Annotated in this window: 18 protein-coding genes; 1 reads left to right on the forward strand and 17 read right to left on the reverse strand. The window is 33.7% G+C overall.

All coding sequences use genetic code 11. The features are described 5' to 3' along the window. Together RYL55_RS03315 and RYL55_RS03320 are read right to left on the reverse strand one after the other, a co-directional pair. On the reverse strand, positions 1–1339 hold a 1339-nt coding region (locus RYL55_RS03315; RefSeq protein WP_315007265.1), incomplete at its 3' end, for a G5 domain-containing protein. 78 nt (positions 1340–1417) lie between these two features. Continuing rightward, the gene (locus RYL55_RS03320) at positions 1418–2050 is read right to left on the reverse strand and encodes a PepSY domain-containing protein (protein WP_315007266.1); all 633 of its coding nucleotides are present in this window, start codon (positions 2048–2050) and stop codon (positions 1418–1420) included. A gap of 147 nt (positions 2051–2197) precedes the next feature. On the opposite strand from RYL55_RS03320, the gene RYL55_RS03325 reads away from it, so the two are divergent. After that, entirely contained in the window at positions 2198–2842 is a 645-nt protein-coding gene (locus RYL55_RS03325; RefSeq protein ID WP_315007268.1) for a YigZ family protein, read from the forward strand. 305 nt (positions 2843–3147) lie between these two features. On the opposite strand, the gene RYL55_RS03330 is transcribed toward RYL55_RS03325, so the two are convergent. The 15 genes from RYL55_RS03330 to arcC all read right to left on the reverse strand — a co-directional run bounded on the left by RYL55_RS03330 (position 3148) and on the right by arcC (position 21691). After that, positions 3148–4893, reverse strand: a complete 1746-nt coding sequence (locus RYL55_RS03330; RefSeq protein ID WP_315007270.1) for an ABC transporter ATP-binding protein — start codon at positions 4891–4893, stop codon at positions 3148–3150. Next, entirely contained in the window at positions 4886–6622 is a 1737-nt protein-coding gene (locus RYL55_RS03335; protein ID WP_315007272.1) for an ABC transporter ATP-binding protein, read from the reverse strand. The genes RYL55_RS03330 and RYL55_RS03335 overlap by 8 nt, the downstream gene beginning before the upstream one ends. Further along, entirely contained in the window at positions 6619–7095 is a 477-nt protein-coding gene (locus RYL55_RS03340) for a winged helix DNA-binding protein (RefSeq protein WP_315007273.1), read from the reverse strand. The genes RYL55_RS03335 and RYL55_RS03340 overlap by 4 nt, the downstream gene beginning before the upstream one ends. Before the next feature lie 472 nt (positions 7096–7567). Next, the gene (locus RYL55_RS03345; RefSeq protein WP_315007275.1) at positions 7568–7741 is read right to left on the reverse strand and encodes a DUF6903 family protein; all 174 of its coding nucleotides are present in this window, start codon (positions 7739–7741) and stop codon (positions 7568–7570) included. Then, positions 7741–9972: a 1,3-beta-galactosyl-N-acetylhexosamine phosphorylase gene (gene gnpA / locus RYL55_RS03350; RefSeq protein WP_315007277.1), complete on the reverse strand. Its 2232-nt coding sequence runs from the start codon at positions 9970–9972 to the stop codon at positions 7741–7743. The genes RYL55_RS03345 and gnpA overlap by 1 nt, the downstream gene beginning before the upstream one ends. 14 nt (positions 9973–9986) lie before the next feature. Continuing rightward, positions 9987–10868, reverse strand: coding sequence for a carbohydrate ABC transporter permease (locus RYL55_RS03355; protein ID WP_315007279.1), 882 nt, complete (start codon positions 10866–10868; stop codon positions 9987–9989). 10 nt (positions 10869–10878) lie between these two features. After that, positions 10879–11763, reverse strand: coding sequence for a sugar ABC transporter permease (locus RYL55_RS03360; protein ID WP_315007281.1), 885 nt, complete (start codon positions 11761–11763; stop codon positions 10879–10881). A 161-nt stretch (positions 11764–11924) separates the two neighbouring features. Further along, positions 11925–13265, reverse strand: a complete 1341-nt coding sequence (locus RYL55_RS03365; protein WP_315007283.1) for a carbohydrate ABC transporter substrate-binding protein — start codon at positions 13263–13265, stop codon at positions 11925–11927. 294 nt (positions 13266–13559) lie between these two features. Next, complete coding sequence (locus RYL55_RS03370) at positions 13560–13733, reverse strand: hypothetical protein (RefSeq protein ID WP_315007285.1); 174 nt, start codon at positions 13731–13733, stop codon at positions 13560–13562. Then, positions 13723–14403 (reverse strand): NAD(P)H-dependent oxidoreductase, encoded by a 681-nt coding sequence (locus RYL55_RS03375; RefSeq protein ID WP_315007287.1) that lies wholly within the window; start codon positions 14401–14403, stop codon positions 13723–13725. The genes RYL55_RS03370 and RYL55_RS03375 overlap by 11 nt, the downstream gene beginning before the upstream one ends. 5 nt (positions 14404–14408) lie before the next feature. Further along, positions 14409–15545: an amidohydrolase gene (locus RYL55_RS03380; protein ID WP_315007289.1), complete on the reverse strand. Its 1137-nt coding sequence runs from the start codon at positions 15543–15545 to the stop codon at positions 14409–14411. Positions 15546–15706: 161 nt separating this feature from the next. After that, positions 15707–17455, reverse strand: coding sequence for an ABC transporter ATP-binding protein (locus RYL55_RS03385; RefSeq protein ID WP_315007291.1), 1749 nt, complete (start codon positions 17453–17455; stop codon positions 15707–15709). Further along, positions 17449–19200 carry an ABC transporter ATP-binding protein gene (locus tag RYL55_RS03390; protein WP_315007292.1) on the reverse strand — a complete coding sequence of 584 codons (1752 nt, stop codon included), beginning with the start codon at positions 19198–19200 and terminating at the stop codon, positions 17449–17451. The genes RYL55_RS03385 and RYL55_RS03390 overlap by 7 nt, the downstream gene beginning before the upstream one ends. Before the next feature lie 330 nt (positions 19201–19530). Beyond that, positions 19531–20601, reverse strand: coding sequence for a hypothetical protein (locus RYL55_RS03395; protein ID WP_315007294.1), 1071 nt, complete (start codon positions 20599–20601; stop codon positions 19531–19533). A gap of 142 nt (positions 20602–20743) precedes the next feature. Further along, the gene (arcC, locus tag RYL55_RS03400; RefSeq protein ID WP_315007296.1) at positions 20744–21691 is read right to left on the reverse strand and encodes a carbamate kinase; all 948 of its coding nucleotides are present in this window, start codon (positions 21689–21691) and stop codon (positions 20744–20746) included. Positions 21692–21699 lie beyond the last annotated feature (8 nt).

The following is a 21699-nucleotide window of genomic DNA, read 5'->3' on the forward strand; positions in this document are numbered from 1 at the left end:
TCTTTTGAACACCTTTAACACCTTCACGAGTTACAGTATCATCACCTACATATTTTGTAGAATCTAATACTTCTTCTGTATTGAATGCAACGTCATTTTCAGTCGTTTCCTCAGTAATTCTGTATTCTGGCAATGTTTGTACAAGAGCTTCACCTTGCTTCTCACCTTCTTGCACTTCTTGAACGCCTTTAGCTTCATGATACTCTGGAAGTTCCGTTTGAGTTAAGGCTTGACCCTTTTTATCTTCCTCTTGTGTCCCTTTTGCCTCTTGGTATTCTGGGAGAACTGGTTGTACTAATGCTTCACCTTGCTTCTCACCTTCTTTTACTTCTTGAGTACCTTTTACTTCAATTTTTTCAGTATGTTCTGGTAAAGTTGGTTGCGTTAAGGCTTGGCCTTCTTTTCCTAGTTCCTGTGTGCCTTTTGTCACTTCTACTTTTGGTATTTCAGGTTTCACTTCTGGAGTTGATTTTGGTGTTTCCTTCTCAACTACTGAAGTTGGTTTCACTGGAGCTTCTTCTTTTGCTCCTACCCCAATAATTTGTGAAATTGGTTGTTTTGTTACTTCAGAACTTAAAACTTTTCTTGTTTCTACTCCATTCACAACTGTTACTTGAGTTTGAATTGTACGAACTCCTGGTTGTCCAGCGTAAAGAACACGACTCTTACCTTTTTCTAATGTTGTATCTACCTGTGTAATTGTCTCAAACGGAATTTCTTCAGTTGTTGTTTCAATTCTTGTCTCTTCTTTTTTCTCTACTACAGTTGCAGGAACTTCTGGAGTAACTTCTTCAGCTGGATCTTCTACAGTAGTTTTCGCTTGTTCTGGATGAGAAATTTGTTTTAATTCTTTCTCACTTAAATATCCAACATAACGATAGCCATCAATTTGTACTACTCCTTCATTTGAAGTAGCACGAATCACTTGATTTAATTCCACTGCTACTGCTTGAGAAGGAATAAATGTTGCTGCTCCTGAAGCAGTGATTAATAATGCTCCTAAAATTTTATGACGTTTTTTCTTAGAAACGACTAAAACAATACTACTTGCAGCTAATAATCCTGCAGCAGTAAATGCCATATTTTCTCTTACTCCCGTTTGTGGAAGTACTTGTTCAATTTTACGGTAAATTAAATAATACACTTCTTCATCCTGAGGTGGAACTTCCGTATGAAGAAGAGCTTTTTCTTGTTCTGTTAAATTTGCTTCGTCAACATAATGATAAGTTGATGGACTTGCGGCACTTACTGGAGTGCCCATTCCAAATAATGCAGACCCAATCACGACTGATCCAGCAATTTTTTTAATTTTTCTTATAGAAAAAATTTCTTTTCTCATATCTTTTCCTTTCTATTATTAAATTTGAGTGCAATATAGTATAACATATATAAAAAATGACTTCTATAGATAAATAAGCTAATCATCTATTTTCAAGATCCCCTTAGTATTCGCATCAATAATGACTTCCATTGAATGTCCATTATGATGAATTTCTACTTTCCAAATTAATTGTCCGTTATCTCGTTCTATTTGCCAATCTTTTAATTGACCTCCAGAAAATTGCCCCATAGCAATCGAAATAATTTCATCTACATCAGATAATTTAGAAGCATCCACTTTTTCATATTCACGTTTATACGCAATATTTCCTTTTTTTCGATCCATTTCAGTTTGTACAAAAGTTTGTGAATCTGCTTGATAAATATATTCATATTCTGTAGTATTATCCATTGCAGAAACTTCATATACAGTTGGTTGTTGCGCTGACTTTAATTGAACTTTAGTGATATCTAAAGAACCATATTGGCTAAAGAACACTTCTGATAATTTTTCCATCGCTTCTTTATAAGAAGATACTGGATTTTGTGTAGATGTTTGCGCTCCACTCGTTGCAGATTGTTTTGACGCTTTACTTGTTGTTGTTTGATTACTTTGTATCGTTTGCGCTACTGAAGTAGTCGTTGTTGGTTGTGGCGCTGTATTAATTTGAACACAGGCACTTAATACACTTGCCAACACAATTAATAAAATGAATTTACTTTTTTTCATATTTTCCTCTTTCTAATTGATTTTTATAATACTTTAAATATATAAAAAACCTTGTTATGTTGCAAATAAAACAGTTTTATTTCATATTATTTTTATCACTCACGTTTTATGGTACAATATTAAAAAACATTCTTAAAAGGAGAGTCTATGTTAGAACAATATAAAACCATTCGTCAAGATGGGCAGCACGAAATTGAAATTAAAGGTTCACGCTTTATAGCTCATTTCAAACGTACAGAAACAGAAGAAGAAGCTCTCGAATTTATCCAAGCTATTAAAAAAGAACTTTGGAAAGCTACACATAATTGTTCAGCTTACTTAATCGGAGAAAGAGATGAATTCCAACGTGCAATGGACGATGGAGAACCGAGTGGAACAGCTGGTGTTCCAATGTTAGAAGTATTGAAGAAACAAGCACTAAAAAATACTACGGTTGTTGTCACACGTTATTTTGGTGGAACAAAACTAGGTGCAGGTGGACTTGTTCGTGCTTATACAGGTGCTGTAGCAGAAGGACTAAAAGCCATCGGTATCGTCCAAGCTAGCTTAGAAACCATTTTAAAAGTGACGATCGATTATTCAACCGTTGGAAAACTAGAATACTATCTTGAAACAAATACTATTTCTGTAGTTGACAAAGAATTTACAGATGTAGTAGCGATTCATTGTAGCTTACCTGTTGAAGAAGTAGAATCTTTCCAAGAATCAGTAATTGAATTATTACAAAACAAAGTTCAATTCGAAGAATTAGGACAACAATATATCGAAAGACTTATTTCATCCGAAGAATAATAAAAAAATGTGGAGCAAACAGCTCCACATTTTTTTTATTGCTTTTACAGTAGCTTTGGCATGAGATTCGCATAGCGAAGCTGCTGCCGTCCTTCTGCTACTACAGGAAACTCAAATTTTTCTCGCATACGCTCTCTCGTCTTTCTATTTTTGAATGAAAAAGAATTCCCGCAGTAGCACAAGTAAAATAAACCACAGAATGTGGATTATTTTACTGGAAAAATTGAGACCTTAGGCTCAATTTTTAGCCAAGAGACCCCGAAGGGGGTTACTGGCGTCCTCTGCTACTTCAGGAAAATCAATTCTTATTCAAATTGCGCGCGGTATAAACCAGCATAAAATCCTTGTTTTGCTAACAATTCTTCATGAGTTCCTTGCTCAATCACATTCCCTTTTTGCATCACTAAAATCTTATCAGCATTACGAATCGTAGATAAACGGTGCGCAATCACAAACGAAGTCTTATGTTCCATAATATGATCCATCGCTTTTTGAATTTGCATTTCAGTTCTCGTATCTACATTCGAAGTTGCTTCATCTAAAATGAAAACAGATGGTGAAGCTAAAATCGCACGAGCAATCGTTAATAATTGTTTTTGCCCTCCAGAAATATTATCCGTTTCTTCCGTAATATACGTATCATATCCATCTGGTAATTTACGAATAAAATCATCCGCAAAGGCTTGTTTTGCTGCCTGAACGACTTCTTCATCCGTTGCATCTGGACGACTATAACGAATATTTTCTCGAATCGTTCCTTTAAATAACCAAGTATCTTGCAATACCATTCCAACTTTTGAACGGAGAGAATCCACTTTATAATCTTGAATATTATGCCCATCAATTTCAATCGCTCCACTTGTAATATCATAGAAGCGCATTAATAAATTAATCACAGTTGTTTTACCTGCACCTGTTGGCCCTACAATCGCTACAGTTTCCCCTGCTTTAACATCAATATTCAAATCTTCCATTAATGTTACTTCTGGAGTATAACCAAATGAAACATGCTTAAATTGAACATCTCCAACGATAGCTGGAAGTTCTTCTTTATCGCCTTCTTCTTCCATTTCCTCTGCATCTAATAATTCAAAAATTCGCTCAGCAGCTGCTAACATAGATTGAGTTAGTCCAATCATATTCGCTGCATCTCCCATTGGTTGGCTAATATTACGCATATATTGCAAAATCGCTTGAATACCACCAATAGTAATCATTCCACTAGCAGCAAACAATCCGCCGACAATCGCTACAAATACATAAATAATGTTATTAATTAAACGAGAAATCGGGAACATCAATCCTGCAAAAAATTGTGCTTTCCAAGCATGTTCATACAACTCATCATTTAACGCTTGAAATTCTGCTTGCGAACGTTCTTCGTAATTGAACGCTTTTACAATCTCATGTCCGCCATAATATTCTTCAATATAGCCATTTAAACGTCCTGTAGTTTCTTGACGATTCGCAAATGCTGTAGAAGACTTCTTCCCAATTAATCCAATAATAAATAGAGAAAGAGGAATCCCTAAAAATCCGATAATCGCCAATGGAATATTGACCGTAAACATCATAATGATAATTCCAAAGAATGTCAGAACTGTTGTAAAAATTTGATTCGATACTTGTGAAAAAGAATCATCAATTGTTTGAATATCATTTGTTGCACGACTTAATAAGTCCCCTCTTGATTGCTCATCAAAATATCGAACTGGTAAACGTGTGAATTTTTCGTCAATTTCTTTTTGTAATCGATAAATAATATCACTAGCAACACGAGACATAAAATATTTTCCTAAAAAGTTTAACCCTGCTGCTAAAATGTATAAAACCGCTAAAGTCTTCGCAATCGCAAAAACTCCTGCTAAATCAACTGAAGTATAATTAGAGGCAATATAACTTTCACTAATTAACGTCGTTGCATCCCCTAAAATTTTAGGCAATTGTACATCTAAAATGACTGAAACAAGGGATACTACTAATACAAACGTAACAATCACACGATCAGGCTTTAAATAACTTAATAATCGTTTTAAGACAGTTTTATTCATGCGTATCCTCCATTTCTTCTAAGCTTGATTGAGAATTCATAATTTCTTGATAAATTTGGTTACTTTCTTTCAATTCATCATGTGTTCCAATTCCAACAACATTTCCTTCATGTAATACAATAATTTTAGTTGCATCTGTTACGGAAGAAATTCTTTGCGCGACGATAAAAACAATCGATTGTTGATTAATTTCTGCTAAATTTGCACGAAGTTTTGCTTCTGTTTTCGCATCTAAAGCTGAGAAGCTATCATCATATACATAAATCGAAGCTTGTTTTAATAATGCACGAGCAATCGATAATCTTTGTTTTTGACCTCCAGAGAAATTATCTCCTTTTTGCTCTACGTGAGCATCTAGTCCTTCTTCTAAACTAGAAACAAACTCCCACGCTTCCGCTTGTTTTAATGCTTGAATCATTTCTTCATCTGTTGCTTGTTCATTTCCAAATCTTAAATTATCTCGAATACTTCCTTCAAATAACATACGATTTTGAGGTACAAATGCGATTTGCTCGCGTAGTTCTTTTTCGGTAAATTCTCGAATATTTACTCCATTTATTAACAACTCTCCAGAACTTGTATCTAAGAATCGCATTAATAAATTCACTAGTGTAGATTTTCCTGCTCCTGTTGAACCGATAATTGCAATTTTCTCTCCAACTTTTGCAGTGAAATTCACGTTATTTAGCATCGCCTTTTCTGCTCCTTCATATTTGAAAGAAACATCTTTAAATTCTACTGTATCAATTTTTTCTAGCCCATAATCATCGCTCACAAATGTTTGAATATTTTCTTGTTCTAATACTTCATTGATTCTTTTTGCAGCTACAAGACCTTGAGGAATCATAATAAAGATAATCGATAGTAATAATAACGCTATTAATACAAGAACAGAATATTGAATAACTGCCATTAAAGCTCCCACTTCTAATTGAGATGCTTGAATTAAATGAGCTCCCACAAGAACAACCGCTAAATTCGCAAAATTAATCGTAATCATCATTAATGGCATAATCAAACTAAATTTAATATACATACCGAAGATTAATTTACGATACTTTTCATTCACTTGATCAAAACGTTCTACTTCATACTCACTCTTATTAAAGGCACGAATGACACGAATCCCCGTTAATGAATCACGAATAATTTGTGTTAGTGTATCTGTCATTTGACGCATAATGGTAAAGTCTTTTGAAACAGTTTTGACTAATAATGCGACTGCAATTCCTAAAAATGGAATGGATCCTAATAATACTAATGACAATGTAAAGTTCATACGAATAGAAAGAATAATAGAACCCACTAACAATAATGGAGCCATCAATACCATACTCATTGAAAATCCTAATGTTTGCGCTAAACTTTGAATATCTCTTGTTGTACGATTAATATAAGAAGATGTTCCAAACTTTTGGAAATCTTGCGTTGAGAAATGTTGAATTTTTGTAAACATACTCAAACGTAAATCTTTTGATAATCCCGCAGAGAATTTCCCGATAAAACGAACGACTAAAATGGATAACACTAAATCTAAAGTCGAAGTCAGTAACATGAATCCCCCCTGTTGTAAAATTACCGCTTGGTTTTGTTTTAAAATCCCATTACTGACTAATGTAGCTAAAATTGTTGGAGATAGTAAACTTGAACCCACTTGTAAAATCGTTAAAATCACAATTCCTGCTAATAATGCTCGATATCTACGAACATGATTCATGATTTGTTTCATTCATTTTCTTCCTTTCTATATGAGAGTGTTTCGATTGGAATACTTTCAATCGTATTAATCATTTTGTGGATGACTTGAAAAGCATTTTCCAATTCTTCTTTTTCTTGAGTTGCTAATATTTTTTGAACCATTTCATGATTTCTTTTAGAAATAATTTTTCCAACTTCTTTTCCATAATCTGTCAAAGTTACTAGTGTTACTCGTTTATCTTTTGGATCATTCATACGAACGATATACCCATGTTTTTCTAATGAATTGACGAATTGGATGGCTGTTGAAGATTTAATTTCATAAAAGCAGCTAATGTCTTTGATGGTTAGTGTTTTTCCAAATTCTGATTCGTAATAATACAAGAGAATTAAGACATTGTTTTCGCGTATTGTAAGGTTAGGGGCAATACTTCTGAAAACATTTAGATGTTCAATTCTTAAAAATACTTTGAGAATGTCATCAAAAATTTGTTTGGTTGTCATAAAGTCTCTCCTTTCGATTTTGCTTTATTAGATAGTAACAAAGAAAAGGTAGGTAGTCAACCTACTTATATCGTTCAGGAAATACTTTCCTGAAGTAGCAAGGACGGTAGCAGCCCTTGCGGTCTCATACCTAAAATTCGAGCCTTGGTCTCGAATTTTCCCTATAACATCAGCCATCATGGCTGATGTTATTTTTGCTACTTCCGAAAAGTATTTCCCTCACTGTTTTTGCACCGTTTAACGTATACACTGAAAATAAACACCAATCCATTTTTCAATGGATTGTGTTCCTTTGCTACGGTGAAAATTTTCTTTCTTTATCGATATACAATTTTTATGTATATTTAGTAAAAATCATTAACAACGAAGTTGCAAGGCCCCTCTACTTCCAAAAAGTATTTTTCTCTCTTTTTTGCATGCAAAAAAAGGACAAGAATCGTTGTCCTTGTCCCTTTTCTTCTTTATTTTCTTTTTACGAGTTGCTATATGGACGGTTATAATCCCATAATATAGCTAACAAGCCTACTAGAGCTACTAACATTGTGGCAACTCCTGGTTTTCCAACCATTTGATGTCCTTTTACTAATACAACTAAAAAGATCACCATCAAGACTACTCGTATCCATATTCTAACTTTTGGATTCATCACATATGCTCCCATCTAATTTCACTTGGATTCATGATGACTGATTCATGATTTCCATTACCATCATAAACTTCAGTTTCTTGTGCTTCATTTGTATTATTGACAATTGCATATAAACCTTTTTCAGGATATGCATGTACTTCAACAGATAAATTAGAAGAATACCATTTTTTGAATTCTTGTTCTTTAGCAGCTGCATAGTATAAAGCACGAAGTAATAATCTTGTGTTTTCAGGGCTATAAGGTAATCCTGCAAGATATACCCCACGACCTTTTCCATATGGATTAGCTGCTAAATGAATTTCACCAAATTCTTTTCCTTCAGCATTGGCTGGCATTACAATACCTTCTACTTCTTGAGAAACTTTTGGATTGCTGAATTCTAACACTTCTGTATTTTCAGTTAATCCGTAGACATTCTTCATTCCTTCTCCGAAATCGATTTTGCGTACATCTTTAATATCTTCTGTAATGAAGTGAGTGTCTAATTCTTTTGTAAAATATTTATCAGTAGATAAGCTATATCCCATTTCGCGTTCTACCCCTAGAACATCTGCTAATTGGAAATATCTACCTTGATGGTGAACAGCTGTTGGTTCTCCTACCCCAACAAATCCTCCACCATTATATACAAATTCACGAATTTTAGTTAGTAGTTCTGGATTTTTCCAAACATCCCCACCACTAAATGCAGTTCCGGCATCACCAGCATTAATAATTACATCCACGTCTTTTAAGATATCTGTCGTTAAGACATCTTCAAAGCTAATGAATTGGACATCAACACTAGCACCACTTAAGGCTTCCATAATTCCTAAGTATGAATAAATTTGTTTATAAGGTAACTCATGTGCCACCATATGAGATTGCCATGTACGTAATTTACCCCATGCATTTAGAATCGCTACTTTCAAACCTACATATGGTTTTGTATGTTTTACAACATCATAAATTTCTCGGAATTCATCTGTTACTTGTTCGATGTAATCAACAAATTTAGGGAATTGATAAGCTAAACTTAAGTAACCACCATATCCAATTCTGTCGACTGGATTTCTCATAATCGCACGTCTTGCAGATAACCAATTTTTATTAGCTTCAATCGTTGGATCATTTCCTTCTCTAAATACATCTGGGAAGAAGTATGGTAAGAATCTTCCTTCTGTGTATTTAACATGAGGGATATCAGAAATCATACGTAAAGTTGCTCCGCCCCCTACAGAACCTACAACGGCATCTAAACCAATTTCTTTGAAATATTTTCCATATGGTTCTGTACCAATCCAGTTATCTCCTAGGAACATCATTGCTTCTTTTCCTGCATCATGTGCAAGGTCTACTAATTTTTTCGCTTCTGTTGCTACGAATTTTTGAATAAAGTCGATATAGTCTAAATAAGCTTTACTTGGTGTTCTAAATGTTGAATTATAATATCCTTCATCTACAATATCTTCCGCTCTTAAGCGATAGCCTTTTTCTTTTGCAAAAGCTTCTAAAGCTGCTACAGAAACGCTAGCACCATATCCAAACCAATCTACAAATTTTTCTTTTCCTAATTGATTAAAAATTAATGTGAAATGATAGAAGAAAGTTGTAAAGCGGACAACATCTGTGTCTGGATTTTCTTTTAACCAATTTTTTAAATACGTTTGCATATATTCATTAGACGCCGGCTGACGGACATCAAATGGAATATCATGAGGAACATTACCCCAGTTATTTGTAATATGATTATACATTTGAGTAGGATCCCAAATGGCATATACTAAGAAGGACACCGTATATTCATGAAAAGCTTCTGCTCCATGAACTGTAATAATATCTCTTTCTTTGTCTAATTCCCAATTGTCTACGCTAACCACTTTCCCAGTTGTACGGTCAATGACTTCCCAATAAAGTTTTTCATCATGAACATAATCTGGTTGAACTTGATCTGTAAAATATCCATCCATAAATGGAATTTCTAATTCATTTGACGTTGCTAGATGAAATTTAGACATTACATAAATTTGTTGACATTCTTCCATATGTTTTTCAGCAAATTCATTATGATTTCTTGCAACAAAGTATGTTGTATAAATTTTTGCATCTAATTGTTTTGTTGCTTCGTCTAATTTCGTTCCATCACTATCACGAATGGCATCTGCTCCCCAACGGTCAATTAATTCTTTTGTTTCTTTTAGGAAATTAGCTTGACTTGGTAATGTTAAACGTCCTTTCGTCTTACTCATGGTGTTTCTCCTCTCTACTCTTTAGAACCACCCAAGGTCATTCCTTGTGTTAATTTATTTTGAACAAGAATATATAAAATTAATGTTGGTAACATTACTAATACCATCCCTGCATACATTTGACCATATTGTGCCGCTCCACGTTGAGCTTGTAACAAGTTTTTTAACCCAACTGGCAACGTTTGGCTTTTACCCGGCATTAATGTTAATGCAATGATATATTCATTCCAGAATGATAAGAAGTTAAATAAAATTACCGTAATAATACTTGGTCGTGCCATTGGTGTCATTACTTTAAACATTGTAGTAAAATAACCAGCTCCATCAATAGATGCTGCTTCTTCAAATGTTGTTGGTAATGTTTTGAAGAAGTTAGATAATAAGTAAATCGTGAACGGTAATGATGTAGCAGCATATACAACAGCCAATACAAAAATGTTATTTAAGAAAAATCCATTTGTGATACCAAATGTTTTTAATCCTTTATCCCAATCTAATAACATTAAGAAAATTGGAACAACGATATAGTTTACGTTAATGAATAATCCACCTTTTAGTAAAGTATTAATTAATTTACTTCCAGGGAATTTAAATCTTGCTAATACATAAGCAGCTGGAATAGCTACCCCTACTAAAATGATTAATGCTAATGCTGTTACGATAACAGAATTTAACATATAATCTCCCATTTTTGCGCTAGTCCATGCATCAATAAAGTTTTGGAAATAAAATCCTTTTGGTGCTGTCCATGGACTACCATAAAATTCACTATTTTGCTTAATGGATGCGACAAATACCCAACCAACAGGCACAATAATGGAAATGGCTAATGTAATTAACGCTACATAAATAAATGCTTTATATAAACGTTCAAATGAATGAGTTTGCATTTTCATAATATGCCTCCTAATATTCTAAGATATCACGTTTTGTAATGTGACTTACAATACCTGATAATCCAAATGAGAAGATAAATACTACTACCCCAATCGCCATACCATACCCATAAGATGAGTTAGTATACGCTTGGTTAAACATGTAGCTTAAGAATACTTCTGTAGAACCATCCGGACCACCGTTTGTTAAAATTTGTACTAATAAGAAACTCAAGTTAATCGTACTAATAATAAAGAATGTTAAAGTTGTACGAATACTATTCCAAATTAAAGGTAATGTAACATTGAAAAATTTACCAATTTTTCCTGCACCGTCTAAATCAGCTGCTTCATATAAGCTAGCTGGAATATTTGCCATACCAGCCATGTACATAACCATATAATATCCAATCGCTTGCCAAATTAAGGCAAATGCTAAGGAATAAATAACAACCGATTGATCTCCCAACCACAAACGTTCTAATGCTTCTGGTAAAATGGCATTTAATAAACCACCTTTAGGATCATAAATAGCTGCAAATAAACCAGCGATAACTACGATTGATAAAATATTTGGGATATAGAAAATAATTCTAAATAAATTATTTCCACGAATCTTTTCTGTTGTTAAAATTGATGCAAATAAAACTGCTAAAACAACTGTTACAATTGTTACAACAACAATTAATAAAATCGTATTTTGAATTGTTCTTGAAAAATTCTCATCTTTCCATAAAGTTACAAAATTATCAAACCCAACAAATTGTTTATTCTTAGAAAATCCACCCCAACGATACATAGACATTCTAAATACTTCAATCGTTGGATAAATTAAGAAAGTAAGAAATAATATAATGGCAGGTAATATACACGCTAGAATAAAACCAGCACGTTCTTTTTTCCGACGATTATTCATTTTCATGCTCCTATCTTTTCTTTAAGTATAAAATAAAGCTGGGAATGGCACCTCCTGAAAGAAAACTCTTGGAACTTTGAAACTACTTAATACTGAGTTTATCTTCCCGAAAGAGCCTCTTTTCCCAGCTCCTTTTTTATCCATTCATACTAGTTGAAGAATTATTTTTCTACAGCCGCACTTAATTTTTGGCTAACTTCTTCAACTGATTTTTGCCAATCAGCTACAGATTTTTGACCAGATGCTACAGAGTCGATTTGTCCATATAATGTTTCTTTCATATTTACGCCTTCAACTGGTTTTGTAGCGATAAAGTTACCATTGATAACTCCGTCAACTTCATCTACAACTTTGTATAAGCTTTGTAATTCAGCAGGTAATTTGCTTGTTACACCTTGAATTGGTTGTGCAGCATTATGTTTTGCAAAGATTGCTGCTGCTTTATCAGAATATAAGAATGATAAGAATTCTTTAGCTTCTTTTTTGTTAGTTGCTGCTTCTGGAACCCAGATGTGTTCGAAGAATGAGTAAACGAAACGTTTGCCGCCTTTTTCGATTGCTGGAGCAGCATTCATAGCCCATTTGAATCCATCAGCACGAGGAGCATCTTTCATTTCTCCAACTACCCATGTACCATTTGGCATGAATAAAGCTTTATTGTCTAATAATAATTGTTGGTTCTTAGTAAAGCTTTGTGGGTTAGCGTTTGCTACTGTTGAAGGTTCAACATTTTTCACTAATTCGCCTAATGCATTGAAAGCCTTAGTTGCGCCATCAGAAGTGAAGATTCCTTTTTCATAGCTCATTGCTTTGTTGAATAAATCAACTCCACCAGCATTTGCTAATAATGCAGGGAAGAAACTATCTAAGTATCCAGTTGTTGGATAAGTAAATAATGAAATTCCTTCTGCTTTTGCTTTTTCAGCTAATTCTTTCATAGCAGGCATATCTTTTGGAACTTCCCAACCTTTTTGTTTGAATAATCCTTCGTTATAGAATAAACCTGTTGGAGCATAGAACATTGGTGCTAAGTAGTGTTTACCATCACGATAAGGATCTGTAACTGTAGAACCTAATACTCCATTTAATAATTTTTCAGAAACTTTTTTATCTTCTCCGTATACTTTCATATCGAATAAATCAGAGATATCTGCTAAGCCTTTTTCTTTAATTAAAGTTTCTGGTAAAGCTTTTTTACGTCCTAATGCAAGCATTACAACATCTGGGAAGTCTCCAGCTTTCATTTTTGGTGAAAGTTCGTCTTCTAGTTCTTTACTAGATTGTAATTCAACTTTAACATTTGGATTTGCTTCTTCATAAGCTTTGATTAACTCAGGCCACATTTCTTTACCATAACCTGATTCAAGAGCTGCTAATTTAAGAGTTTTCTTTTCTCCTGATTTAGTTTCTGCAGGTTTGTCAGTAGTTGTTTTATTATTACAAGCTACTAATCCAACAGTTGCTAAAAGCGCTGCACTTGATAACATTAATTTCTTTTTCATAAATATTCCTCCTGTTTTCCCGAAAACTTATCGTTTTCGAAAGGTTATTCTTTTTTTACCTCGACATCATAATACTACTAATAAAACGTTTACACAATTATTATATTGCTATCTTTTATAAAAATATTGCTTTTTTAATTTCTTTTCAGGAAGAATTCTTATATTAAATATTCCTAAATCGCTTTATATATTATTTTATCCATTTACTCCTACTAACATTTTTATGTATAAAAAAAGAGTCAAGTACATGACTTAACTCTTATCATTATTGCAATATTCTTCTTCACCATTACTTTACCACTCTTTTGGACTCCACAATTGTCCATCTAATTGTCCCTTATAATGGTCAATTCTCTGCTGTTGTTCTAATAATAACTGTTTACAAGCTTCTAAAAAGGCACGTTCTTTATAATCTTGACAGTCTTCTTGCCATGTAACAATTTGTTTTTCCATCCATTTAGAATCCATCTGCTTCATTCCCCATTTCTGAAAGCATCATCACTAATTCTTCTCTTTCTTGTTTCAACTCCACAATCCACTCTCTCACTTGTTGCGTATGAGTATTCTCATAGTACTCCATTCTATCCAACATCCATTGTTCTTTTTCGTTAAACTGCTGGGATCCATTTTCTAAGTAATATAAGTAGTCCACTAATAACTGTTGCTTTTTAGACTCCGATAAATATTGAAATTGATAAATGACAAAAGGCGTTTGATAGTTCCAGCCTAATTGATTAGCAAGTGCTTGATAAGGTCTTAATAATTCTTCGATTCCAAAACCTACTGACCCACCCGCTGTATATCGGTTTCTTTTAGCACCCACTGTAACAACAATTCCTAATTCTTTCTTCTTATCTTTTTGAGACAGATTCAACGTCAGTACTTCATCCATCCATTGCTTCATCACACTAGGACATTGATACCAATAGAATGGAAATTGCAAAATAATTCTGTCTGCTTCTTGAAGAAATGCTCGTTCTAATGTTTTATCAAAATGATTGTCTTCTTGTTTTGCTAAAATCGATTCTAAATGACGAATTGAAACTTGTTCTTCCCCATTAATAGCCGCTAATAAAAATTGCTGAGAAGACGATTGAGCTACATCAGGATGACTCATAATAATTAGAGTTTTTGTCATTGAATTTATCCTTTCTGATATTGATTTAATAAGGCTTGACTATTTTCTACAAAGTAAGAAATTGCATATTTTAACGCTGCATCATCCACTACAAAAGACGGATGATGCCATTCATAAGGGCAACCTGTTCCAATAAACGCAAAACACCCAGGAACATATTCCATATAATTCGCAAAATCTTCTGCACCTAATGTTAATTCAGGAGTCACCACTGTTGCAAAGTGTTCTGTTGTTTTTTTTACAATCTCTGTCACTTCTTCATCATTATCCACAACCGGAGGTGTCATAATCCAATGCACATGCGCTTCTTGTCCATAAATTGCTGCCATTTGATGAATAGTGCGATCCATTAAAGTGCGAATTTTTTCCTGATCTTTTTTATAAAAAGTACGAATCGTTCCTTCAAAGAAAACACGCTCTGGAATGACATTCCAAGTATTTCCCCCTTCAATATGAGAAATACTTAATACTGCAGGTGACAATGGTGAAACATGACGACTCACAATTGCTTGTAAATTCGTAATAATTTGACAGGCTGTAACAATTGGATCATTCCCATTATGCGGAGCTGCCGCATGCGTTCCTACACCTTTTAATTCCACAGAAAATTGTCCCACAGCTGCCATTAGTGGTCCAGATTTAATTCCAATTGTTCCAACTGGTAATTCAGGCTTATTATGGAAACCAATAATTGCATCGATTCCCTCTAATACACCTTCAGCAATTAAAGCACGAGCACCTCGATTCATTTCTTCTGCTGGTTGGAAAATGAATCGAATTTTTCCATTTAAGCTTTCTTCTTTTTCTTTTAAAATTTTCGCAGCCATTAATAAACTAGCTGTATGAAAATCATGCCCACAAGCATGCATAACACCATCATGCTCTGAACGATAGTCTAAATCCGTTTGTTCTTGAATCGGTAATGCATCCATATCTGCACGAAGCGCAATAACGGGACCTTCTTTTGTACCAATCTCCGCAACAACACCTGTTGGTGTTTTTAAAGGACGATAAGAAATCCCCCATTCTGTTAATTTTTCTTGAATAAATGCTGTCGTTTTAAATTCTTGTTCGGATAATTCTGGATAACGGTGTAATGTTCGTCTCATTTTCACCGCTTCTTGAATCCATTCTTCTTTCATAACAATCACCTCTTGAAAATCACTTATTTTCATTTTACTACAAACAAAGTAAAAAAACATGAGGGAAAGCCTAAAGCTTCCTCATGTTTACAATAAATACTACGGGAATAGAAATGGATTTTGTCTGATGTACTGGCGTCCAACGCTACATCAGACAAAGTCTAATTCTTTTCCACTTGTAGGCGGTACATCTGCGCGTACATTCCATCTTGTTCGACTAATTCAGCATGATTCCCCTGTTCAATAATCTCACCCTTATCCAACACGAAAATTTTATCTGCATGAACAATCGTAGATAAACGATGCGCAATCATAACTGTTGTACGATCCTTCGACAGAACTTCCATCGCCTGCTGAATCATCCCTTCCGTTTGCGTATCCACATGAGAAGTCGCTTCATCCAACACTAAAATCGTTGGATTAAACGCTAACGCTCGCGCAAAAGAAATTAACTGACGTTCCCCAGATGAATACTCAGCCCCTTTATCTTGAATCAGTTTATCTAACCCTTCTTCTGAACGCTCTAAAATATGCTGACCACCCACTTGAATTAACGCATTTTCCATCATTTCATTGGTGATAGATGGATTCTCCAACCCAATATTGCTTCCTAAAGTTCCAGCAAATAAATATGGATCTTGCAATACAATTCCCATCTTCTCACGCACTTTTCGCTGATTCGATAACGCAATATTTTGATGATCAATCCAGATTTCTCCATCCGTTGGATCATAAAATCTAAATAACAAATTCATAATTGTAGACTTCCCAGAACCAGTATGGCCTACAAAAGCTACTGTTTCACCCGCTTCAATCGTAAAGGAAATATTTTTCAAAACAGGAGTTTTTCCATCATAAGAAAAGGATACCTTTTTAAATTCGACTTTTCCATCTTCCATCACAAAATCAGCATCTCCTGATTTCTCGATTGGTGTTTCCATTAATTCAATTACTCGACCACCTGCAGCAAAAGCATGTTGCAATCCCGCAAAAATTTGTACTAAATTATCAATCGGATCATAGAGACGATTAATATAGTCCACAATCGCATAAATAAATCCAGCTGTTAATCCTAATGTTCCTCCTAAATATTTCACACTTAAATATAAAACGGCAAACATTAAAGTAACATTTCTTAGGAATCCGACGACACTCCAAGCTAAGAAAGACTCTACTTTTAATTCTTCAAGACCAATTCCTTTCCACTCTTGAACAATCTCTTCATACTCTTTATTCACTAGTTTTTCTTGTTGAAACACTTGAATAATAGACATTCCTTGAATGATTTCATTTAATTTCCCATTCATATTACTAAAACTCTCACGAAGAGGCCCTGTAAATGCTCCTGCCTTTTTACTAAATACTACTTGCCATAACAGAATGGCTGGAATAACTAATAATAAAGCAACTCCTAATCGAATATTAAGAGAAAAAATAACAACATAAATGCCAACAATAATGATAATGCTATTTAGCACATTAGCAGTTGCGGCAACAAAGAAATTTTGACGAACAACTTCCGTATCATTCGTAATTTTTGACACAACTTTCCCTGCTGGTAAGGAATCAAAATAACGAATCGGCAAATGTTGAATTTTATCAAATAATTCATCTCTTAAACGTTTTGTTAAACGATTCGACATCACACTTAAGATAAAGCGTCCAAAATAAGCCGATAACGCTGAAATGAGCAATAAGCCAAAATAGACTACGGCAAATTGAGTAATCTGCCCCCAATTAATGACACCTGAATTTTCTGATGGGGTAATCACCAAATCAATAAATTGCTTCGCAACAATTGGAGCATACACTCCTGAAGCTGAAGCGAGTAATAATAAAATAAATCCAATGAAAAAGGAACGTTTTTCATAACGAATATAGCTTAATAACCAAAAAATTGTTTTTAGCATTCTTCGCTCACCTCTCCTTCTTCTAATTCTTGTTTCAAGTATTGTTCATAATACCAACCTTTTTGTTCAAGCAACTCTTCATGAGTTCCTCTTGCAACAATCTGACCCTCTTCAAATAATAAAATACAGTCTGCATGTCGAATCGCAGATAATCGATGCGCTGTAATAATATTTGTTTGAGAATTTCTTTCAGATTTTAGATGATCCACAATTTGGTTTTCTGTTTTAGCATCAACAGCTGATAAAGCATCATCAAGTAATAAAATTTCAGAATTTCTTAGTAATGCACGGGCAATGGATAATCGTTGTTTTTGTCCACCGCTTAAAGTAATTCCTTTTTCACCAATCATTGTTTCCAATTGTTCTGGCATTCGACGAATATCTTCCGCTATAGCAGCTTGTTCTAGCACATCCCACACAACTTTTTCTGTAATTTCCTTATTAGCAAGTTTTAAGTTTTCTAAAATGCTTTTTGAAAATAACACATGTTCTTGTGGCACATACGCCATTAATGCATCTACTGATTGACGTTTCCAATGAACCAATTCCTTTTGATTCAGTAAAACTGTTTCATGATAATAAGGATATTGATGTAAGAACTGTTTTAGGAAGGTCGTTTTCCCTGAACCTGTTTTCCCGACAATTCCAATCGTTTGTCCTTTTTTTATACTAACTGTAATATTTTTCAACGTAGGACTTTCTTCACCAGGATAAGTAAAGGAGAAATTTTCAAAACGAATTTCTTCGAATTGCCCTAATTCTTCCTGTCCATCTTCTTCTAAATCATCACTTGTTTCAAATAGTTCAAAAATTCTCTCAAAAGAAACTTTTCCTTGTTGAACCATTACGACAATGTCTCCAATTAAATACAATGGAAAGACTAATAATCCGATATAGATTGGAAACGAAACTAAACTTCCTAATAAAATTTTCCCTTCTTGAACAAGTCCTCCACCATAAATCAACCCAATCAACATACAAATTCCTACAACTACTTGTGCTAATGGAATAAATAACATCCCAAATTTAGCTACTGCAATATTTTTCTGCAAAGAATCTTCTGTTTTCTGCTTGAAAATTTGACTCATCCTATCTTCTTGCCCATAAGCTCGAATGATATAAGTTCCATCAATCATTTCTAATACTTCCGCATTCATATCAGAAATAGCCTTTTGAGCATCCCCAAATACTATTTCAATTTTATCCGTTAAACGATAAAGGGCATAAGCTAATACTGGCATGGGTAGAACTGAAATCAGCGTCAATTCCCACCATACATTCATTACCATATTCGATAGAACGGATAAAGTAATAAAGAATGCATTTAGAAACGCATATACTCCAAACCCTACTAAACTCCCAATTGTTTCAAGGTCTTCACTTGAACGAGTTACAATATCTCCAACTCTAAACTTTGTATAAAAGGGTGCTTTTTTCCAAAGTAATTGCTTCATCGTTCTTAATCGTAAATTGGTAATATAGTCAAAACGAGCAAACCAAATCCAATACATTAATACAGAATCTAATACATAAACTCCTACTAATGATAGGAAAAAGAACCCTATATATCCCAAAAGTTGTTCTTGCGTCAACGATTGATCCACAATCGCATTGACAATTTGTCCTAATATTTTTGCAGGAACGACTAATAAATAACTATTTAAAATCGCACTACATACAATAATGACATATCTCACCCAGTGCTTTTTAAAATAAACTCCTAGGTGTTTCATAATGACTTTCATATATCCTCCTTACTCCCACAGAAAATTGACAAAAAAAGACTAGTTCCGTATATATGTATACACAACTAGTCCCTCCACTTTTATCTATGAAAAAAAGCTAACCACCTACTACAACAGACAGTTAGCCTCATTTCGCAAAACCAAAAATAATTAAAGTGAGTATATTAATACATGGTCATATTCTGTAAGGAGATTTTAGTTGTTTTGTTCAATTGTTGATGTTTTCCATTTAAGTTGTTCATTACAACTACCTCCTTCATATTATTTGTTAAACACTTTTGCTTAACACACTCATCGTACACCTAAATGAGATTTTTTGCAAGTGAATTTTTACACAGTAATCCCATATAAGTTTAAAAATGATATAATTCTTTCCTCAGCTGTTAATCGATTAAACGTTGGCAAATTATCTACATGTTTTATTTTAATAGCCATTCTTTTTGCTAATGGCGATAAGATATTACTTAGATAAATCCCAAATAAGCCCGAAACTAAAATTGTTGTTGGTTTAAATTGAAACTCTGCAAACATCTCTAAAAATTCTTCTTGAATTGTTTTTGGGTTAATCATATGTATCAACTTCGTATAAGAAACGGCATCTTTATCCGCCATTTCTATCATAAATGGAATATTTTGTTTCGACAATTCCGAACTTACTAATTCTTGAACTCCAATTCTAACTTGCATAGAAACATTCACTGTAACTTCAATTTTCTTCATAAATTCTGCAAATTCAAACTCAGAAATTTGTAATTCAGCTACTGTATTTGGAACGTAATGATGATATTTTGGAATATCTTTTAACGCTAACATTTTTTCTTGCTGAATATAATTTGATTCTTTTGTTCTCTGATTAAATGTAAATACTGGATAAGTTTGATAATAATTTTTTTGTTGTTTATTCCAAACAGATTCTAATTTTTCAAGATTTCCTTCTTGTAATACTAAAGATAGTACTTGCTCTACAAACTTTCTATTTTGATTCGTTACGGCTGCACTTTTTCCAATATTTTCTTCTGTAAAATTCAAAACATTCGGTAATACTTCAAATTTCTCAACATCAATTCCTAATCTTTCCATTCTTTGAATCTCAGTATCATATATAATTGATTGATCATCAAAACGAATTTGAATGCCTTTTGATAACCATTGTAAATCCAATTCTGATTGACGAGTCGCTCTTTCTAATCGACATTTCTTTTCAATAGTTGTTACAAACGCTAATTCTTCTTCATTTTTTAATAGTTGAATTACTAAACCTTTAGCATGATTCTTTTCAAATTGAAATACGAACTTTGTTTCACCTTTTAATGTTCTAAAAACAACATGCCCTTTTTTGGATGAAATCTTATTTAATTCTTGCTCTAATTGCAAGGCCAATTCATACATTGATGAAGCCATCTAATCCTTCTCTCTTTAATAAATTTCCTACTCATATTACCATAATTCAACTGAAATATCATTGTATTTATGAAATTAATTGCATAAAAAAAGGATTAACAGATATTTCCGTCAATCCTTTGATTTTTAAATTCTAATATTATTAACCAGCAATCACTTGAGTACCGCCATCACCTTTTAATACTTCAGCGATATTTTCTAATGAAGTAATGATAGCTTTACCTTGTGGGTAGTTTTCAACGAATGCAATTGCTGCTTCAACTTTTGGTAACATTGAACCAGGTGCAAATTGATTTTCTCCAATGTATTTTTTCAATTCGCTTGTTGTTACAGTTTCTAATTTTTGTTGATCTGGTTTATTGAAGTTTACATATACATTATCAACACCTGTTAACACGATGAATAAGTCTGCTCCAACTAATTCAGATAATGTTTGACTTGCAAAGTCTTTATCAATAACTGCTTCAACACCTGTTAAGAATTTAGTTTCTGGGTCTTCAACAACTGGGATACCTCCCCCACCTGCTGTAATTACAACAGTACCAGTAGCAATTAAGTTTTTAACTGTATTTACTTCTTTAATGCCAACTGGTTTTGGTGAAGGAACTACTTTACGGTAACCACGGCCTGCATCTTCTTTAAATGTTGCACCAGTAGCTGCTGCTTGTTCTTTAGCTTCTTCTTCAGTTAAGAATGGTCCAATTGGTTTAGTTGGATTTGAGAATGCTGGGTCGTCTTTAGAAACGATTACTTGTGTTACTACTGCAGCTACATCTTTTTTAATGCCACGTGCTTGTAATTCATTTACTAATGCATTTTGTAACCAGAATCCAATTGATCCTTCAGTCATCGCAACACATGTATCTAATGGCATTGCTGGATTTTTTTCTGAGTCAGCTGCTGCTTGTTGTAGTAATAAGTTACCAACTTGTGGTCCATTACCGTGAGTAACAACTAATTCATCGCCATTTTCAATGAATTGTACTAAATATTTTGCTGTTTGAACTAATGCTTCTTGTTGTGCTTTTGCTGAAGCATCTGATGATAAAATTGCGTTACCGCCTAACGCTACTACGATTTTACGTGACATATTTATAA

This window comes from uncultured Granulicatella sp. (assembly GCF_963515615.1).
GTDB lineage: Bacteria > Bacillota > Bacilli > Lactobacillales > Aerococcaceae > Granulicatella.

What these genes read in the sequence shown, in the direction of transcription:
- RYL55_RS03320 (WP_315007266.1), bottom strand. Translation starts at nt 2,050, where the DNA reads ATGAAAAAAAGTAAATTCATTTTATTAATTGTGTTGGCAAGTGTATTA.
- RYL55_RS03325 (WP_315007268.1), top strand. Translation starts at nt 2,198, where the DNA reads ATGTTAGAACAATATAAAACCATTCGTCAAGATGGGCAGCACGAAATT.
- RYL55_RS03330 (WP_315007270.1), bottom strand. Translation starts at nt 4,893, where the DNA reads ATGAATAAAACTGTCTTAAAACGATTATTAAGTTATTTAAAGCCTGAT.
- RYL55_RS03335 (WP_315007272.1), bottom strand. Translation starts at nt 6,622, where the DNA reads ATGAAACAAATCATGAATCATGTTCGTAGATATCGAGCATTATTAGCA.
- RYL55_RS03340 (WP_315007273.1), bottom strand. Translation starts at nt 7,095, where the DNA reads ATGACAACCAAACAAATTTTTGATGACATTCTCAAAGTATTTTTAAGA.
- RYL55_RS03345 (WP_315007275.1), bottom strand. Translation starts at nt 7,741, where the DNA reads ATGAATCCAAAAGTTAGAATATGGATACGAGTAGTCTTGATGGTGATC.
- gnpA (WP_315007277.1), bottom strand. Translation starts at nt 9,972, where the DNA reads ATGAGTAAGACGAAAGGACGTTTAACATTACCAAGTCAAGCTAATTTC.
- RYL55_RS03355 (WP_315007279.1), bottom strand. Translation starts at nt 10,868, where the DNA reads ATGAAAATGCAAACTCATTCATTTGAACGTTTATATAAAGCATTTATT.
- RYL55_RS03360 (WP_315007281.1), bottom strand. Translation starts at nt 11,763, where the DNA reads ATGAATAATCGTCGGAAAAAAGAACGTGCTGGTTTTATTCTAGCGTGT.
- RYL55_RS03365 (WP_315007283.1), bottom strand. Translation starts at nt 13,265, where the DNA reads ATGAAAAAGAAATTAATGTTATCAAGTGCAGCGCTTTTAGCAACTGTT.
- RYL55_RS03370 (WP_315007285.1), bottom strand. Translation starts at nt 13,733, where the DNA reads ATGGATTCTAAATGGATGGAAAAACAAATTGTTACATGGCAAGAAGAC.
- RYL55_RS03375 (WP_315007287.1), bottom strand. Translation starts at nt 14,403, where the DNA reads ATGACAAAAACTCTAATTATTATGAGTCATCCTGATGTAGCTCAATCG.
- RYL55_RS03380 (WP_315007289.1), bottom strand. Translation starts at nt 15,545, where the DNA reads ATGAAAGAAGAATGGATTCAAGAAGCGGTGAAAATGAGACGAACATTA.
- RYL55_RS03385 (WP_315007291.1), bottom strand. Translation starts at nt 17,455, where the DNA reads ATGCTAAAAACAATTTTTTGGTTATTAAGCTATATTCGTTATGAAAAA.
- RYL55_RS03390 (WP_315007292.1), bottom strand. Translation starts at nt 19,200, where the DNA reads ATGAAAGTCATTATGAAACACCTAGGAGTTTATTTTAAAAAGCACTGG.
- RYL55_RS03395 (WP_315007294.1), bottom strand. Translation starts at nt 20,601, where the DNA reads ATGGCTTCATCAATGTATGAATTGGCCTTGCAATTAGAGCAAGAATTA.
- arcC (WP_315007296.1), bottom strand. Translation starts at nt 21,691, where the DNA reads ATGTCACGTAAAATCGTAGTAGCGTTAGGCGGTAACGCAATTTTATCA.